14 protein-coding genes and 1 pseudogene are annotated in these 16971 nt (G+C 68.6%); 7 read left to right on the forward strand and 8 right to left on the reverse strand.

From position 1 onward, the window contains the following. Positions 1–75 precede the first annotated feature (75 nt). The 4 genes from AB0B82_RS01430 to AB0B82_RS01445 all read right to left on the reverse strand — a co-directional run bounded on the left by AB0B82_RS01430 (position 76) and on the right by AB0B82_RS01445 (position 4244). Positions 76–903 (reverse strand): fumarylacetoacetate hydrolase family protein, encoded by an 828-nt coding sequence (locus tag AB0B82_RS01430; RefSeq protein ID WP_360161217.1) that lies wholly within the window; start codon positions 901–903, stop codon positions 76–78. Next, the gene (locus AB0B82_RS01435; RefSeq protein ID WP_360161219.1) at positions 900–2432 is read right to left on the reverse strand and encodes a hypothetical protein; all 1533 of its coding nucleotides are present in this window, start codon (positions 2430–2432) and stop codon (positions 900–902) included. The genes AB0B82_RS01430 and AB0B82_RS01435 overlap by 4 nt, the downstream gene beginning before the upstream one ends. A gap of 70 nt (positions 2433–2502) precedes the next feature. Next, positions 2503–3363 (reverse strand): carbohydrate ABC transporter permease, encoded by an 861-nt coding sequence (locus AB0B82_RS01440; protein ID WP_360161221.1) that lies wholly within the window; start codon positions 3361–3363, stop codon positions 2503–2505. After that, positions 3363–4244, reverse strand: a complete 882-nt coding sequence (locus AB0B82_RS01445; RefSeq protein ID WP_360161223.1) for a sugar ABC transporter permease — start codon at positions 4242–4244, stop codon at positions 3363–3365. Before AB0B82_RS01445 ends, AB0B82_RS01440 begins: the two co-directional genes overlap by 1 nt. 201 nt (positions 4245–4445) lie before the next feature. Here AB0B82_RS01445 and AB0B82_RS01450 point away from each other — a divergent pair, with 201 nt between their 5' ends. Genes AB0B82_RS01450 through AB0B82_RS01480 form a run of 7 tightly spaced genes read left to right on the forward strand, consistent with a single transcriptional unit; the run spans position 4446 to position 13166 of the window. After that, positions 4446–5753 carry a sugar ABC transporter substrate-binding protein gene (locus AB0B82_RS01450; RefSeq protein ID WP_360161225.1) on the forward strand — a complete coding sequence of 436 codons (1308 nt, stop codon included), beginning with the start codon at positions 4446–4448 and terminating at the stop codon, positions 5751–5753. Between the two features lies 1 nt (position 5754). Beyond that, positions 5755–6789, forward strand: coding sequence for a Gfo/Idh/MocA family oxidoreductase (locus AB0B82_RS01455; protein ID WP_360161227.1), 1035 nt, complete (start codon positions 5755–5757; stop codon positions 6787–6789). Beyond that, entirely contained in the window at positions 6786–8927 is a 2142-nt protein-coding gene (locus AB0B82_RS01460) for a heparinase II/III family protein (protein ID WP_360161229.1), read from the forward strand. Before AB0B82_RS01455 ends, AB0B82_RS01460 begins: the two co-directional genes overlap by 4 nt. Continuing rightward, positions 8912–9673 carry an amidohydrolase family protein gene (locus AB0B82_RS01465; protein WP_360161231.1) on the forward strand — a complete coding sequence of 254 codons (762 nt, stop codon included), beginning with the start codon at positions 8912–8914 and terminating at the stop codon, positions 9671–9673. The genes AB0B82_RS01460 and AB0B82_RS01465 overlap by 16 nt, the downstream gene beginning before the upstream one ends. Next, positions 9670–10485, forward strand: coding sequence for an amidohydrolase family protein (locus AB0B82_RS01470; protein WP_360161233.1), 816 nt, complete (start codon positions 9670–9672; stop codon positions 10483–10485). Before AB0B82_RS01465 ends, AB0B82_RS01470 begins: the two co-directional genes overlap by 4 nt. Continuing rightward, positions 10482–11834: a hypothetical protein gene (locus AB0B82_RS01475; protein ID WP_360161235.1), complete on the forward strand. Its 1353-nt coding sequence runs from the start codon at positions 10482–10484 to the stop codon at positions 11832–11834. The genes AB0B82_RS01470 and AB0B82_RS01475 overlap by 4 nt, the downstream gene beginning before the upstream one ends. Positions 11835–11852: 18 nt before the next feature. Beyond that, positions 11853–13166 (forward strand): glutamate-1-semialdehyde 2,1-aminomutase, encoded by a 1314-nt coding sequence (locus AB0B82_RS01480; protein WP_360161237.1) that lies wholly within the window; start codon positions 11853–11855, stop codon positions 13164–13166. On the opposite strand, the gene AB0B82_RS01485 is transcribed toward AB0B82_RS01480, so the two are convergent. The 4 genes and pseudogenes from AB0B82_RS01485 to AB0B82_RS01500 all read right to left on the reverse strand — a co-directional run bounded on the left by AB0B82_RS01485 (position 13105) and on the right by AB0B82_RS01500 (position 16947). Further along, on the reverse strand, positions 13105–13476 hold the full coding sequence (locus AB0B82_RS01485) for an alpha/beta hydrolase (RefSeq protein ID WP_360161549.1): 372 nt from the start codon (positions 13474–13476) through the stop codon (positions 13105–13107). The two genes, AB0B82_RS01480 and AB0B82_RS01485, sit on opposite strands and share 62 nt — an antisense overlap. A 550-nt stretch (positions 13477–14026) precedes the next feature. Next, positions 14027–14770: pseudogene (locus AB0B82_RS01490) on the reverse strand (alpha/beta fold hydrolase); the annotation flags it as partial. 109 nt (positions 14771–14879) lie between these two features. After that, the gene (gene clpX, locus AB0B82_RS01495) at positions 14880–16178 is read right to left on the reverse strand and encodes an ATP-dependent Clp protease ATP-binding subunit ClpX (RefSeq protein ID WP_360161239.1); all 1299 of its coding nucleotides are present in this window, start codon (positions 16176–16178) and stop codon (positions 14880–14882) included. A 157-nt stretch (positions 16179–16335) separates the two neighbouring features. Beyond that, complete coding sequence (locus AB0B82_RS01500; RefSeq protein ID WP_360161241.1) at positions 16336–16947, reverse strand: ATP-dependent Clp protease proteolytic subunit; 612 nt, start codon at positions 16945–16947, stop codon at positions 16336–16338. Positions 16948–16971 lie beyond the last annotated feature (24 nt).

The following is a 16971-nucleotide window of genomic DNA, read 5'->3' on the forward strand; positions in this document are numbered from 1 at the left end:
CTCCAGCACTGCAGAACCCCGGTTCGAGCGCCGTTGGAACGCTCAAAACCGGGGTTCTGCATACCTGCAGCTCCGTCACTTGGCCGCGACGAGCCGATTCCGCTGCTCTCCCAGCCCGTCGGCCCACACCCGCAGCACATCACCCTCGCGCAGATAGCGCGGCGGCTTCTGCCCGGCGCCGACACCGGACGGCGTGCCGGTGCTGATCACGTCACCCGGGTAGAGCGTCATGAACTGGGAGATGTAGTGCACCAGGTGCGCGACGCCGAAGATCATCTCTGCCGTCGAACTGTCCTGCAGCGGTTCGCCGTTGACGTCCAGCCCGAGCTCGAGCTGCTGCGGATCCGGGACCTCGTCGGCGGTCCGGATCCAGGGGCCGAGCGGGCAGAAGGTCGCCGCGTTCTTGCCCTTGTCCCACTGCCCGCCGCGCTCGAGCTGGAAGTGCCGCTCGGACACGTCGTTCACCAGGACGTAGCCCGCGACGTGCTCGAGCGCCTCCGCCTGGTCGGCGACGTACGCAGCGGTGCGGCCGATCACCACGCCGAGCTCGACCTCCCAGTCGGTCTTCTCACCGCCACGCGGGATCACGATGTCGTCGTGCGCGCCGACCACGGTGTCCGGTGCCTTCAGGAACAGGATCGGCTCGGCCGGCGCCTCATGCCCGCCCTCGGCCGCATGGTCGGCGTAGTTCAGTCCGACGCAGACGATCTTCCCGGGGTCGAGCGGCGCGGCGAGCCGCACCGACTCGAAGGGCACGGGCTCGTCCGTCGCCGCGGCGGCGCGCTCGCGCCACCGGTCCGGGTCGAACGCCTCCGACGCCCCCGGCAACGTCACCACCCGCCCGTCGTCGGCGAGGACGGCGTCGCGCAGTCCGTCGTCGGCGTGGATCCGGAGCAGTTTCACTTGTTCCTCCAACCAGAGTTCTTGGCCCAGTTCAGGTAGGCGATCCCGAGCGCGTGCGAACCTTGCCCGGGCACGAGCTGTACGGCGTCGTACACCCGCAGGGACTGCTGATATACCAGCAGATCCTGCTCAGCGTACGCACCCCAGCGCGCGCACTGCACCGCGTTCGCCGGTACGGCGTCGCCCGTGCCGTCCACGCGGTACCAGACCTCGATCTCGGAGCGGATCAGGTTCTGGGTGAACGTCTTGGTGAAGCGCTGGATGTCCGTCGCGGGGCCGGCGCTGATCCCCGCGTCGTGCGCCGCGTGCACGAACTCGACGCTGATCGCGGCGTGGCTGATGTCCTCGATCTGCCGCGACGCCGGGTACGACGGCGTGTACTCCGAGAGGCCCGCGTCCTTGGTGTACCCGGCGTACAGCTCGCTGTAGGGCGGCCAGTAGGTCCAGGAGTAGGCGTCGCCCGTGAGCTTCAGGGCGGGCTCGTACGCCTTCAGCATCTGCACGACGCGGGTCTTGTACTTCGACTGCTTGGTCGCGCGGTACAGCTCGACCAGCACCTGGCCGATGCCCTGGCTCTGGTTGTACGGCTGGATGGTTCCGTCGAACGGGATCGGCGCGCCCTTCGGCCACACGTAGTCGCCGGTGCCGTCTGGCCGCGAGACCCACTCGGGGTCGTGGAACTCGACCGCCGCTTTGGCCGCCTCCAGCACGTCCTGGGCGAACTTCTGCCGCTTGCCGCGCCGGAGCTTCGGAGACTGCAGCACCATCCGCGCGTACCGGGCCAACGGGAACGCGACCATCCCGGTGTGCACGGCGAACACGTAGTACTGCGACGCGAACGGGACCGTCGACGCCTCGGGCGCGGGAGCCGCGGCCGGCGACGCACGCAGATCGACGGCCGTCCAGCGGCGTGATGCGGCGTAGATGTTGTTGACGGCGGTGACGACGTACGACGGCGACGCCGGGTCGAGACTGACCGCGGGCAAGGTGACCGCGGTGCTGGCCGGGTTCCGCAGGACGAGGTCAAAGGTGCCATCGGCAACGTTCAGCACCTCCGCGGTCGACTCGGCCGAGCGGGTGCCGGCCCAGCGCAACTGGACGGCGGGCGAACCGTTGCCGTCCTGCAGAACCCCGTGGCCGGCGGTGTAGTTGCCCGCCGTCCGCCAGACCCGCCCGGAACGGCCTGCGTAGTCCTTGACTCCACGGGCGCGGTCGGTGGTCCGCATCACGTGGCGGGCCCGCTCCTCGAAGGTGCGCAGGTACTTCTCGTCCTCGTACGCCTCGTACATGCGAAGCAGGCCGAGCAGGAAGTAGGACTCACCCCAGGCGTAGACCCCGGCCTCGTTGTGCTGCGGGTTGGACGCGAGGTACACCTCCTGCGCTACGTCGAACGCGGCGGGCGAGTCGTAGACGAGTGGATCGGCGGTGGGAGCGGAGACCGCGGGCAGGGCCGGCAGACCGACCCAGGCGGCGACACCGCCGGCGGCGGAGCCGAGCAGGAGCGTGCGGCGGTTGAGCTCAGGGTGCATCGATGCCTCACAAGGTTGGACGGAACTGGGCGGGTGGGGCAGAAATCGAGGTGCGGGACCGAGGCGGCGGTTAGCCTTTGACGGCACCGCCCATGCTGTTGAGGATGCGTTTCTGGAGCAGGAGGAAGACGATGACGACCGGGATCAGCGAGAGCACGGTCCCGGCCGCGAGACCGCGGACATCGGTGCCGGCGACGCCGCTGAGGTAAGCGATCCCGAGGGCGATCGGGAACTTGGATTGACTGGTCAGCACGACCAGCGGCCAGATGAAGCTGTTCCACACCGAGACGAACCCGAGGATCGCGAGCACGGCGAGCGTCGGCGCGACGATCGGCACGCAGATCCGCCAGAAGATCTGGAACTCGTTCGCGCCGTCGACCCGGGCCGCCTCGACGATCTCGTCCGGGATCTGCGAGAACGCCTGGCGGAGCAGGAAGATCCCCAGCGAGGACAGGATCGCGGGCAGGATCACCGACGCGAACGTGTCGGTCAGCCCGAGCTCGCTCATCACCAGGAACCGCGGGATCAGCATCAGTTCGCCGGGCAGGAACATGATCGACAGGAACAGCATGAAGAACATCCCGCGACCGCGGAACGCGATCCGGGCCAGCGGGTACGCCGTCAGCGCCGACACCACCAGGTACACCGGGACCGTGATGCCGACGTAGATCACCGAGTTCACCACGAAACGCGCGTACGGGATCGTCGTCCACGCCTCGCGGAACCAGTCGGCCACCGGCGGCCGCGGGATCAGGTCGGGCGGGAACCCGAAGACATCCTGCGTCGCCGGTTTGGTCGCGGCGCTGAGCAGGATCAGGAACGGGCCGATGAACAGGGCCGCCACCGCGAGGAGCAGCACGTACAGCCCGACCCGGCGCAGGCTGATCGGTCGCACCTGCACCCGGCGCTGCCGATACAACCGCCTGGCCATCAGCCGTCCCTCCGCCGGGTCACCACGAGGTTGAAGCCGGCCAGGACGATCATGATCGCCCACAGCAGCAGGCCGACGGCGCTCGCATAGCCCATGTCGTAGTCCTCGAACGCCTTCGACCAGATGTAGTAGCCGAGGGTGAGAGTGGAGTCGAGCGGTCCGCCGCGGGTCAGTACGTAGACAGACTCGAAGGCGCGCATCGCCTCGAGCATGCTGAGCACGAGCGTCACCGCGAACGTCGGCCGCAGCGACGGTACGACGACGTGCAGCAGCCGCTGCCACGCGTTCGCGCCGTCGATCGTGGCCGCCTCGACCTGGTCCGACGGCACCGCCTGCAGCCCGGCGAGGTAGATCATCATGAACAGACCGGCGTTCTTCCAGGCCTCCAGCAGGACGACGGTCGGCAGCGCCCAGTGCCGGTCGAGGAGGAAGTCGATCGGCCCGGTGCCGAACAGACCGAGCAGCCAGTTCACGACGCCCTCACGGTTGAACACGTACCGCCAGGCGACCGCCACCGCGACCATCGACGTGATGACCGGTAGGTAGTAGAGCATCCGGAACGCCTGGATCGCGCGCAGCTTCAGGTTCACCAGCATCGCCAGGAACAGCGGCGCGACCACGGTCAGCGGCAAGAACATCAGTACGAACAGCAGCGAGTTCCGCAGCGCGATCCAGACCCGCGGGTCCTCGGTCAGCCGGGCGAAGTTGTCCAGCCCGGTGAAGCGCACCGGATGGACGATGTCGTAGTCGGAGAACGCCAACTGGATCGCGATCACGGCCGGCCAGGCGAACATCGCCGCATAGAACAGCAGGCCGGGCAGCATGAACACGTACGGCGTGTACCAGTGCTGACCGACCACGCGGCCCTTCAGACCCGGCATGCTCCGCTCCTCGCGTCCGACGAGTGTCTGAAACCCAGATTTCAGCTAGCGCGTCGTCGGGAACCGTAACGCACAACTCTCCCGCTCGGAAGCGGTAACTCCGGAAAATTCTAGGCTGTTCCGTTGACTCGGTCGAGCTGATGGCGAACACTCTGGTGTCTGTAAGCCAGGTTTAGGACACTCAGTTCCGAGGAGCCAATGATGGCCCGACCCCTGCACAGACTCCGACTCACCGTTGTTGCCGCGCTCGTTCTGGCCCTCGCCGGCTGCGTGTCCGGTAGTCCCGCCGGAGGCGGTGACGAGCCGCAGCAGTCCGGCGACGCCTACTCGGGCGAGGTCGAGTGGTGGACGATCAACCTGCAGAAGAACTACGGCTCCGACATCCAGCAATGGATCGACGCCTACCAGAAGGACCACCCGGACGTCCGGATCAAGTGGGTCGACGTGCCGGGGCAGGACATCACCACCAAGCTGCTGGCCGCGATCGCCAGCGGCAAGGTGCCGGACGTCGTCAACTTCACGTCCGCGACCACGGGGTTGTTCGCCGGTTCGATGACCGATCTGAACTCGTCGCTGTTCAGCGCCGAGGACGTGGCGTCATACCTGCCCAACCTGGCCGAGCCGCTCGTTGTCGACGGCAAGCGGATCGCGATTCCCTGGTACAACGGCGGGACGTCGCTGGCCTTCTACAACAAGGATCTGCTCACGAAGGCCGGGTTCGATCCGGCCACGCCGCCGAAGACGTACGACGAAGCACTCGCGCTCGCGACGAAGTACCACGACGCGACGGGCAAGTCCGCGACCAACTTCATGGCCTACTCCAGCGTGGTCCAGGCCGACGGCGTGAAGTTGCTGTCCGAGGACGGCAAGCAGGCCGCGTTCAACACGCCGCAGACGCTGGCCCTGCTGGAGAAGTTCAAGGCCCTCTACGACTCGGGTGCGATCGCACCCGGCAGCCTCGGCGAGAACCAGCGGGACCTGCCGCAGTCCCTGGAGAACAAGCTGATCGCGTTCAACCCGGCGGCGGTCTCCAGCTCGCTGCTGAACGTGGAGAAGAACGCTCCCGCGGTGTACAAGTCGATCGTCGTCGGCCCGCCGGTGACCGGCGCGGACGGGAAGTTCTACATGCCCGGCCAGCAGGTGATGGGCATCCCGGCGAAGTCCGACAACCAGGCCGCCGCGGCCGCGTGGCTGAAGTACGTCGCCGCGCCGGAGCAGCAGCTGGCGCTGTGCAAGCTCGTGCCGATCTACCCGTCGTCGGTCAAGGCGCTCGAGGACCCGTTCTTCACCGACATCAGCGGGACGACGCCGGCCGACCAGGCGCGGAAGATCCTGATCGACACGTTCAAGCAGAGCGTGGACGCGTCGATGGGCTCGGGCAACGACGAGCAGCTGCGCCAGCTGTTCGACGACCAGGTGCGCGCGTACATGTCGGGCACCAAGACCGCGAAGCAGGCGCTGGACGACGCCGAGAAGGCCTGGAACGACACGCTGTCGAAGGGAAAGTGACGTGCTGCGGATCGGGATAGTGGGCGCCGGGATCATGGGGCGTGGCAACGCGTTGTCGTTGTCCGGCCGGACCGACGTCGAGATCACGGCGGTGACCAGCCGGTCGGACGAGTCGGCCGGTCAGCTGGCCGACGAGATCGCCGAGCGGGGCGCGCCGCGGCCCGTCGTCCATCCCGATCTGCCGACGCTGCTGGCAGATGAATCCGTCGACGCCGTCGTGCTGACCACACCGGACGACCTGCACGGCGACATGATGGTGCGTGCCGCGGAGGCCGGGAAGCACATCCTGGTCGAGAAGCCGATGACCACGTCGGTCGCGGAGGCGGACGCCGCGGTGAAGGCGATCCGCGAGAACGGCGTGGTCGCGATGTGCCTGTTCAACCATCGTTGGGTTCCGGCGTACGCGCAGGCCCACGAGCTGCTCGCGGAGCTCGGCGAAGGCGCCGTCGCCTACGCCCGCAAGGACGACACGATCTTCGTCCCGACCGAGATGCTGTCGTGGGCCGACCGGACGACGTGCGCCTGGTTCCTGTCCAGCCACGACATCGACCTGGTGTCCTGGCTGCTCCGCGACCAGGTGCGCCGGGTCTACGCGACCGCACGCTGGGGCAAGCTGCGGTCGCTCGGCATCGACACCCCGGACGCCATCCAGATCCAGGCCGAGTACTCGCGGGGTGCGGTCGCCACCTTCGAGTCGGCGTGGATCTACCCGAACACGTTCCCGACCACCGTCGACTCGTACGTCGCGGTGGTCGCGGAGGACGGCGTGGTGCAGCTCGACCGGCAGAAGGAGAACGTCGTCCTCGCCAAGCCGGACGGCTACAGCTACCCGCGGAACATGCTGCAGCGGGTCATGCACGGCATCCCGGCCGGTGCGTACGCCGACGCGATCGCGCACTGGGTGGACTGCTGCCGGACCGGCCGCGAACCGCTGATCACGATCGAGAGCAGCCGCGATGTCACCGCGGTGCTCGAGGCCGCGCATCTCTCGATCGAGACGCGGCAGCCCGTCGATGTGTCCATGCTGGTCGCATGAACGGGAGTATCGAGAACCCGCGGCACATCGACGGGCGGATCAACCGGATCGGCACGGACGAACTGCTGAAGGCGTTCGGCTCGCCGGCCGCTGACCTGGCCGGGCTGCGGGCGTACGTCGGCCAACAGCTGCAGCGACCTGCCTGGCCGCTGCCGGAGTGGGCCGAGGCCACGCGGTCCACCCCGGGCGCGGACGCCGTACTGACTGCCGCTGCTCCCCTGCTGGACGGTGTGGACGTCACAGGTCGCGGGCTGGGGCGGTCGCAGCTGTACGGGTTCCACTACCTCGGTTGGCTGGCGCCTGGCGCGCGGGCATGGCTGCTGACCGGTGACGAGCGCTATCTGCGAGCTTTCGAGCAGCATCTGGACGAGTGGGTGTCGCAGCGGGACACCGTGGTCGGCGAATGGCCCGGACTTGACGTCATCTGGTACTCACTCGGTACGTGGGCTCGTTGCCGCAGTCTGCTGCCCACGCTGGAAGTACTGACCGCTTCACCGCTGTCCGACCGCGTCTGGGGCCGGCTGGTCGCAACGCTGCTCGGCGGGGCGCGCTGGTCGTACGACGAGCACGACGTGTTCCGGCACGGCAACTGGCAGCTCGTGTGCGCTACCGAGTTGCTGCACATCAGCGCCGTACTGCCGTGTCTGGTGGAGTCGGCCGCCTGGGCCGAACGGGCACGGAAGCGGATCGAAGAGCACCTCGAGCTGGACATCTACCCGGACGGTGGGCACTACGAGCGCTCGCCCGGGTACCACGGGATGGTGCTGACCGCTCTGCAAACCGCTGCCCGGATCGACCCGGCTGTCGCGGCACATCCCCGGTTCGCCGCCATGCACACGTGGCTGTGCGAGTTGGTGTCGTCGGGCGGTTGGCTGCCGCATCTGCAGGACAGCGGCATCGAGTGGCCGGCTGTCTCGCTGCTGCGTGGCAGCTACCTGTTGAACGACCCTGTACTCGCACAGGTCGCGGCGCAGTGGTTGTCGCCGTCCGAGTTCGCTGCCGAGGTGGCGACGTTCCCGGCGCGTCCGGAGCGTGCGGAGTGGTTGCAGGACGCCGCCGTACCGGAGTTGCCGCCGGCCACCGTACTGCGGGAGTCGGGGTACACCATCCTGCGTGGTGCTGAGCTGCGCGCGGTGATCAACCACGGCCCGCACGTCGAGCATGAGCTCGAATCGCACTCGCATCGGGCCGTCCTCGATCTGGTCCTCGACGGGTGGCAGCAGCCGCTGCTGTGGGAGGCGGGTGGTCCGCCGAGCTACGACGATCCCGGGTACCAGTCGTGGTACCAGTCGGGGCGCGGCCACAACACCGTCGTCGTGGACGACCAAGAGCTGTCGACGGACCGTGGCGTTGCCGTGGACCCGCTGGTGGACACCGGGATGGTCGCGGTCTTCTCCGGACGCCACCACGGCAACGGCCTGGAGCAGTCGCGGACAATCGCGATGGTGCGCCAGGAACCGTCGTACGTCGTCGTCACCGACCACGCGGACGGCTCGAACGACTTCCGGGCGCACTGGCATGCGCTGCATCCATGGCGCGAGATGGCGCCGCTCACGTACGACGCGGCAGCACCGAACGGCCCGGGGCTGCTCCTGATCGACACCGGTGGTCCAGCAGCGACGTCTTTGACCGAAGGTGTCGCGAGACGGCCGGTGCTGGAACGGCGGGTGGGTGAGTACGGTCCGCTGCACTCGCTCACGCTGAGCCGCTCGTCCGGCAACTTCACGACCGTCCTCGTTCCGCACGAGAGCGCCGAACCGCCCACGGTCTCGGCCGAGCGCGCGGACGACGGGTTGGTGGTCACCATCGGCCAAACGGTCGACCGGATCGGTCCGGCGACCTGGACGCGAACCGTAGCCGGCCAGTTGTCCTGGGCAACTGGTTGGCGGGTGCGTGCGCTGCCGGACCTGCTGACCGCCACTGACGACGTCGACGTCCTGGTGACAACGTCGGGCGCCACTGTGCGCTTCGAGATCACCTCCCGCGGGCGGTGCGCGATCCGAGTGCGCGCAGGCGGCGAGCTCCGGCTCCGCGGCATGGTGGTCGACGCCGCTCGCGACGGCGAGTGGGCCCACTTGACCCTCCCGTACGCGGGAGCGTGGACTGTAGACGGGGACTCTGCATGGCTGACGACGTGACCAGCGGGTGGTTCGATGCGCGAGTCGTGACCGGCGCGCATCCTGCCGCCCTGCTGCCGCCGGCCGATCGCGACGCGATCGCCGCCCATCTCGACACCTACGAGCTGTCGGGCGCCCTGGTGAGCGCGATGGCGTCCTGGTTGCACGATCCGATCGGCGGCAACGCCGAAGCCTCCGCGGTCGCGCACAGCCTGGCCGACCGCGGCGTGGTCCCCTGCTGGACTGCGGTCCCCACGACCGCCGGTGAGCTCGACTCGCTGACCGCACTGGTCGACAGAGCGGTCGACGACGGAGTCGCCGCCTTCCGCATCCATCCCGCGTCCCACGGCTACTCACCCGTGCTGCTCGAGGAGCTGTACGGCGCGCTTCAGGCCCACCACCTGCCGCTGTGCGTCGACGCCGCGGAACTCGCCTGGCCGGACGTGAGCGCGATCGCGACCCGCTACCCGGAGCTGCCGATCGTCGTGTCGAACCTCGGCTACCGGAAGCTGCGCGAGCTCTGGGCCGTCCTCGTCCGGCACGCCAACGTGCACGTGGACCTGGTCGACTTCGCGGCGCATCAGGCGGTCGAGTGGCTGGCCGCCAACCAGCTCGCCGACAGGTTGCTGTTCGCGACCGGTCTCGGCATGCGCGATCCCGGCGAGAGCGTCGTACGGCTCGCCTGGTCGGGTCTCGACGACGCGACCGTGCGGCTTGTCGGCTCCGGCACCGCGGAGCGGCTGTTCGGCATCGGAGTCCGGTCGTGATCGGGCGTCGGCCGCAGCATCGGAGTATCGACGTGCACGCACACCTCGGCCCGTACTCGCTGTTCTTCATCCCGGCGCCGGACGCCGCCACCATGGTCGCGGTGATGGACCGGACCGGGACCGACGTCACGGTGCTGTCGGCGAACCGCGCGATCCAGCAGGACGCACACCTCGGCAACACGCAGGCGCTCGCCGCGGTCGACGCGTTCCCGGACCGGATCGCGGCGTACGCGGTGATCAACCCGTGGCAGGATCCGGTCCGTGAGCTCGAACGGCTCACGCACGACACGCGCTTCGTCGGCATCAAGGTGCATCCGTCCCTGCACCGCTACCCGGTCACCGGCGCGCGGTACGCCGCGGTGTGGGAGTTCGCCGAGTCCACCGGCTGCCCGGTCCTCAGTCACTCCGAGCACAGGTCGCCGTACGACACGCCGGCGCTGTTCGAGACGGTCGCCGAACGGTACCCGGGAACCTCGGTGATCCTCGGGCACGCCGGCATCACGCCCGCGGGGGTGGACGAGGCGATCGAGGCGGCCGGCCGATACACCTCGCTCTGGCTGGAGGTCTGCGGCTCGCAGATGACCGGTCCGCTGATCCGCTCGATGGTCGACCAGCTCGGCAGCGGCCGGGTGCTGTTCGGTTCGGACTTCCCGTTCATCGACCAGCGGATGTCGCTCGGCCGCGTGGTCCACGCCGACCTGACACAGAGTCAACGCGAAGATGTTCTCAGTGGGAATGCCCGCAAGCTGTTCCGGTGGCGGCCGCTGCCGGACGGGCCCGGAACGCCGCGAGAACAAGGGGTTGACCGATGACCGAGGAAGTACCGCAGACCGAGCCGGCCGAGCGGCTGCCGTCGGTGACGGTCGGCCTGTTCGGGCCGCGCCGGTTGGTGAAGACGATGGCGGAGGTGGGCCAGGAGGTCGCGGAGCGGTCCGCCCACGGCGTGCGGTTCCTGACCGGCGGGTACGACGACCTGTCCGAGGCCGAGGAACGGTACCTGCGGCTGCGGGACCGGATCGACGCGGCCGTGTTTCCCGGCCCGTGGGCGTTCGACCTGGCGACGACCGGCCACTGGCTCACCGTGCCGTCGACACACCTCCCGCTCACCGGTGCCGCGCTGTACGCCGCGCTGCTGCGCGCGTCGCTCACCATCCCGGACGTCGACCTGAGCCGCGTCAGCATCGACTCGCTGTCCCAGGCCGACGTCGGTGAGGCGTACGCCGAGATCGGCCTGGACACCGCCCAGGTGTACGACGTGCCGTACGAAGGACCAGAATCGGTTGCGGGGTTCGCAGCCTTCCACCGGGAGAAGTACGAGCGGCGCCACACCACGGTCGCGCTGACCACGATCCTGTCCGTGGAGCGTGAGCTGCGCGCGGACGGTGTCCCCGTACTGCGCATCGCGCCCACGCGGTCGAGCGTACGGGACGCGCTGGAGACCGCCGTACTGCTCGGACAGGGCACGCGGATGGGGGCGCACCAGCTGGCGATGATCGCCGTCCAGGTCATCCCGTCGGGCGCGGAGTCCGGCGACTACTGGCAGCAGGAGCTGGCGTTGTCGACGCACCAGAAGCTGCTGGCGGAGGCGCGCCAGGTCGGTGCGTCCGTGACGCGGCGGTCGGACACGCTGTTCCTCGTCACCACGACGTACGGCGCCTTGCTGCGGCTGACGGAGCAGTTCACGGTCGCGCCGTTCCTGGGCGCGCTGACGTCGCAGCTCGGCGTACCGGTCGCTGTGGGCGCGGGTACTGGCCAGACTGCTCGTGCAGCCGAGGCAAACGCGTTGCTGGCCGTTGAGGACTCAGTGGAGGCCGGCGGCAAGGTCGCGGTGTACCTGGACGGCAGCAGCGAGCGCGTGGACCTCGAGCCGGGCGACGCGACCACGAACGCCGCACCGGTCGACAGCCCGTCGCCGATCGACCAACGAGCCTTGGAGATCGTCACGTCGATCGCCTCGGCGATGAGCCCCGCACCGGGCCGGCAGGTGGTTGTGGACGTCGAGAGCGTCGCCTCGATCATGCAGGTCACCCAACGCACCGGACGCCGGATGCTGAAGGAGCTGGTCGAGGCAGGGCTCGCCTGGCCGTTGCCACCGGCCCGCTCGACCGGCGGCGGCCGGCCGCGCCAGCAGTTCCGCTTGCTCACCGAGAAGCTCGACTGACCGCCCTTGGAGGCCGCAGTGCACACACAAGCCGACCACCTCTACGCGCGCGCCCAGAAGGTCATCGCGGGCGGCGTCTCCAGCGACGCCCGCCGCGCCGACCGGCCGCTGTTCGTGGACCACGCCGGCGGCGCGGAGCTGTGGGACGTGGACGGCAACCGCTACCTCGACTACGTACTCGGCCAGGGCCCGAACCTGCTCGGCCACGCCGCACCGCTCGTCGCCGATGCCGTGTCCGCCCAGGTACGCCGGGGCGTCGCGTACGCCGCGCAGCACGAACTGGAGGCACAGGTGGCCGAGCGCCTGTGCCGCATGGTGCCCGCAGCCGAGCTGGTGCGGTTCAACAGCGTCGGCTCGGAGGCGGTGCACGGCGCCATCCGGCTGGCCCGCGGACACACCGGCCGGCCGAAGATCGTGAAGTTCGAGGGCAACTACCACGGCTGGCTCGACCCGGTCCTCTACAGCGTGCACCCGGACCTCGCACTGGCCGGGGACGCGAAGCATCCGGCCGCAGTTGCCGGTACGGCGGGCCAACCGCGACATGATGCCGACGACCTGATTGTCCTTCCCTACAACGATCTTCCGGCCGTGGCCGCGGTGCTGGCGGAGTGCGGTGACGAGGTCGCAGCCGTCATCCTCGAGCCGCTGCTGTGCAACACCGGCTGCATCACGCCGGCTCCCGGGTACCTCGAAGGGTTACGCGAGCTCACCCGGCAGCATGGGGCGTTGCTGATCTTCGACGAGATCATCACCGGCTTCCGCGTCGCTCCAGGTGGAGCTGGTGAGCTGTTCGGCGTCGTCCCCGATCTGGCCGCATTCGGCAAGGCGATGGCCGGCGGGATGCAGGTGTCGGCGCTGGTCGGGTCGGCCGAGGTGATGGGGTCGATCGCGAGCGGGAAGGTCGCGCATGCGGGAACGTTCAATTCGCACCCCGTCGCGATGGCCGCGGCGGACGCCGTACTGACGTATCTCGACGAGAACCGGTCCGCTGTCTATCCGCCGTTACGGGCGGCCGGTCAGCAGTTGATGGACGGACTGCGGGCGTCGGCTGCGCGGCACGGCGTACCGCTGCTGGTCGACGGGCCCGGTCCGGTGTTCCAGACGTACATCACGGACCAGGCCGCCGTCACCGACTACCGCTCGTTCGCGGCCTGCGACCGGGCCGCGATGGCTCGGTTCCACGCGGGATTGTTCGCGGCCGGGATCAACATCGTCCCGCGCGGACTGTGGTTCCTGTCCACCGAGCACACCGCGGACCAGATCGACGAAACTATCGCGGCAGCTGACTCAGTGCTGTCCGGACTTTCTGGCTCATTGTCTGCTTCGCGGTAGGCAGTGGGTCGAAGGGCTTGCGGTCCTGCGCGCAGGTCACGCCGTCTCGTGGGGCCTGCAGCTCGGTCAGGTACTGGGTGATGTACCGGTCCGCGCAGCTGCTCTGGCCGATGGTCGTGTGGCCCCAGCCCTCGACGGTCACCATCCGCGCGTCCGGGTACAGGTTCGCGTACGGCCGCGTCGCCTCGTACGGCGTGGCCGGGTCGTGCCGCGTGCCGAAGACGAGCACCGGCGCCTGGACGTCGTTCGGCCACGGACCGAGGAACGCGTCGCTGTCGCGGATGCCGAGGAACTCGCACTGGATCCCCACCCAGGCGCGGTACCGGCCGAAGTGCGGGGCGCGCCGGTCCGCGGCATCGGCGTACGCCGGGTACGCCAGGGGCCGGTGCGACAGCTTGGCCTCGACGCACGGCTGCAACGCGGTACCGATCGAGCCGTACTCCTCCTTGCGGCGGTTTCCACTCGATCAGCGGCTGCGTTGCCTTCGTCGTGGCGGCCTTCGTGGTGGCGGCCTTCGCGCGGGTCGGTGCGGCGAGCTGGACCAGCAACTCGGCGAGCGCCGGGTAACCCATCGGGTCGTACAGGCTCGTGAACGTCACCGCGACGGCGACGTCGTACGTGACCTTGACCGTGGAGCCGTCCGGGAGCGGTACGTCGACGGGCTCGGTCTTCAGCCGCTCCAGGGTGTTCTCCACGACGGTCTTCGGGTCGCCGAGCTGGTTGAGGGCGCAGTTCGCCCCGGCCTTCTTGCACTCGGCGAGGAACTGCAGGTACGTGTCGTACGCGCCTTCGCCCTGCTTCAGCCGGACCCCGACCGGGCTCCGGTCGCCGTTCGAACCCGAGTACCATTCCGGGCTGAGCGTGCCGTCGATGACGAGCGCGCGGACCTTGCTCGGGAAGAGCTTCGCGTACGTCGCGCCGAGGTACGCGCCGTACGAGTAACCGATGTACGACAGCTTCTCGTCGCCGACCGCCTGTCGCAGCAGATCCATGTCGCGGGCAACGTTCGCCGTCGAGTGGTGCGCAAACCGGTCCGGCGAGGTGGTCCGGCAGCTCGCGGCGACCTTCGCACCGTCGACGAGGTACTTGAGCTCCTGCTGCCTGGTCAACGGGAACGCCGGCGTGTTCGCGAACGCCTGTGTCTCCTCGGCCGCGGTCGGATAACACGTCGCCGGGTCCGACCGGCCGACACCACGCGGGTCGAACCCGAGGATGTCGAACCGCGCGCGCACCTGCGGGCTGTAGATGTACTGGCCGAGCTGCTGCACCAGGTCCACGCCGGAGCCGCCCGGGCCGCCAGGGTTCGTGAACAGCGTGCCGACCTTGTGGGCCGGGTCGGACGCGGGCAACCGGGTGAGCGCGATCGTCGTGGTCGCGCCGCGCGGCTTGTCGTAGTCGGTCGGGACCTCGACGGTCGCACACTGGAACGGCTTTAGCTTCGGGTCGTCGCCGCAGCTGCCCCAGGCGATCGCGGGGATGGTGAGCTTGTGCGCTTGAGGGGTTCCGGGGCCGGCTGCCTGGGCCGCCGCGGCGGTCGTCGGGGCCACCAGCGCGAGGGTCGCGCCGGCGACGGTCAGTCGTCGAAAGATTCCTGTGGGCGTCATGCCACCGACCGTAAGCGGGCCGGTACTCAGGTCGCGTCCACCACGAGAAGGAGGCCGGGAACCCGCCGTACGGCGGACTCCCGGCCTCCTGAAGTCGTAGCTGCTGTGGTCAGGCGCTCTTCTCGCGGCGGTCGCGCTTGGTGCGCTCGATCTGGTCGCGCGGGATCAGCGTCGGGTTGACGTTCTCCAGGACGACCTCGCCGGTGACGACGACCTTCGCCACGTCCTCGCGGCTGGGCACCTCGTACATCACGTTCAGGAGGACTTCCTCCATGATCGCCCGCAGACCACGGGCGCCGGTGCCGCGCAGCAGCGCCTGGTCCGCGATCGCCTCGACCGCGTCGTCGCTGAACTCCAGCTCGACGTTGTCGATCTCGAACAGCCGGCGGTACTGCTTGACCAGCGCGTTCTTCGGCTCGGACAGGATCTTGATCAGCGCCTGCCGGTCCAGCGGGGAGACCGTGGTGATCACCGGCAGCCGGCCGATGAACTCGGGGATCAGCCCGAACTTGAGCAGGTCCTCCGGCATCACGTCGGCGTACCCGCCGAGCTCCTTCGGCTTCTCCGGCTCCCGCACCGTGTTGAAACCGAGCGTCTTCTTGCCGACCCGCTGCTCGACCATGTGGTCCAGCCCGGCGAACGCGCCGCCGACGATGAACAACACGTTCGTCGTGTCGATCTGGATGAACTCCTGATGCGGGTGCTTGCGGCCGCCCTGTGGCGGAACGCTCGCGGTCGTCCCCTCGAGGATCTTCAGCAGCGCCTGCTGCACACCCTCGCCGGAGACGTCCCGGGTGATCGACGGGTTCTCGCTCTTGCGGGCGATCTTGTCGACCTCGTCGATGTAGATGATGCCGGTCTCGGCCTTCTTGACGTCGTAGTCCGCGGCCTGGATCAGCTTCAGCAGGATGTTCTCGACGTCCTCACCGACATACCCGGCCTCGGTCAGCGCGGTCGCGTCCGCGATCGCGAACGGGACGTTCAGCATCCGGGCGAGGGTCTGGGCGAGGTAGGTCTTGCCGCAGCCCGTCGGGCCGATCAGCAGGATGTTCGACTTGGCCAGCTCGACGGCCTCGTCCTTCGCGTGCCGGCCGGCGCTCGACGAGCCCTGACCATCGCGAACCCGCTTGTAGTGGTTGTAGACCGCCACCGCGAGTGCCTTCTTGGCCACGTCCTGACCGACGACGTACGCGTTGAGGAAGTCGTAGATCTCCCGCGGCTTGGGCAGCTCGGTGAGTCCGACCTCGGAGCCCTCGTTCAGCTCCTCCTCGATGATCTCGTTGCAGAGATCGATGCATTCGTCGCAGATGTAGACGCCGGGACCGGCGATGAGCTTCTTGACCTGCTTCTGACTCTTGCCGCAGAACGAGCACTTGAGCAGGTCGCCGCCGTCACCAATGCGTGCCACCGGGGCAGATCCCTTCTATGCGCAGTCGAACCGATTTCGACGGTACCCCGTCCGGGGCCGAAAAACCGCGCTCGCCACCGGGTTGTGACTACGCCGGTGGCGAACGCGTCAGGCTCTTGACAGTTGGCCAGGTCGGCCGGGGTCGTCCTGAACCTGTTCAGACGCCGGCCGGAACCGGGGTCTTCAGACTCTGCAGCACGTCGTCGATGAGGCCGTACTCGATCGCCTGCTGAGCGGTGAGGAACTTGTCCCGCTCGATGTCCCGGGACACCTCCTCCGGGTCCTTGCCGCTGGCCTCGGAGATCATCTTCTCCAGCAGCGCGCGCAGCCGGAGGATCTCGTTCGCCTGGATCTCGATGTCACTCGACTGGCCGTAGGTACCCTCGGTGGCCGGCTGGTGGATGATGATCCGGCTGTTCGGCAGGGCGAGCCGCTTGCCCGGCGTACCGGCGGCGAGCAGCACCGCGGCGGCCGAGGCGGCCTGGCCGAGGCAAACCGTCTGGACGTCGGGCTTGATGTACCGGACGGTGTCGTAGATCGCGGTCAGCGCGGTGAACGAACCACCCGGCGAGTTGATGTAGATGCTGATGTCGCGGTCGGAGTCCATCGACTGCAGGCAGAGCAACTGCGCCATCACGGCGTTCGCGATCTCGTCGGTGATCGGCGTACCCAGGAAGATGATCCGGTCCTCGAAGAGCTTCGTGTACGGATCGATCCGGCGCATGCCGTACGACGTGCGCTCCTCCCACTGCGGGATGAAGTAGTTCATTGATGCGTGTCCTTAACTGACGGA

Origin of the sequence: Kribbella sp. NPDC048915, from assembly GCF_040649595.1 — a bacterium.
Lineage (GTDB): Bacteria > Actinomycetota > Actinomycetes > Propionibacteriales > Kribbellaceae > Kribbella.

Excerpts from the sequence above, each read along its gene's own strand:
- AB0B82_RS01435 (WP_360161219.1), bottom strand. The coding sequence starts at position 2,432 with ATGCACCCTGAGCTCAACCGCCGCACGCTCCTGCTCGGCTCCGCCGCC.
- AB0B82_RS01440 (WP_360161221.1), bottom strand. The coding sequence starts at position 3,363 with ATGGCCAGGCGGTTGTATCGGCAGCGCCGGGTGCAGGTGCGACCGATC.
- AB0B82_RS01445 (WP_360161223.1), bottom strand. The coding sequence starts at position 4,244 with ATGCCGGGTCTGAAGGGCCGCGTGGTCGGTCAGCACTGGTACACGCCG.
- AB0B82_RS01450 (WP_360161225.1), top strand. The coding sequence starts at position 4,446 with ATGGCCCGACCCCTGCACAGACTCCGACTCACCGTTGTTGCCGCGCTC.
- AB0B82_RS01460 (WP_360161229.1), top strand. The coding sequence starts at position 6,786 with ATGAACGGGAGTATCGAGAACCCGCGGCACATCGACGGGCGGATCAAC.
- AB0B82_RS01465 (WP_360161231.1), top strand. The coding sequence starts at position 8,912 with ATGGCTGACGACGTGACCAGCGGGTGGTTCGATGCGCGAGTCGTGACC.
- AB0B82_RS01475 (WP_360161235.1), top strand. The coding sequence starts at position 10,482 with ATGACCGAGGAAGTACCGCAGACCGAGCCGGCCGAGCGGCTGCCGTCG.
- AB0B82_RS01500 (WP_360161241.1), bottom strand. The coding sequence starts at position 16,947 with ATGAACTACTTCATCCCGCAGTGGGAGGAGCGCACGTCGTACGGCATG.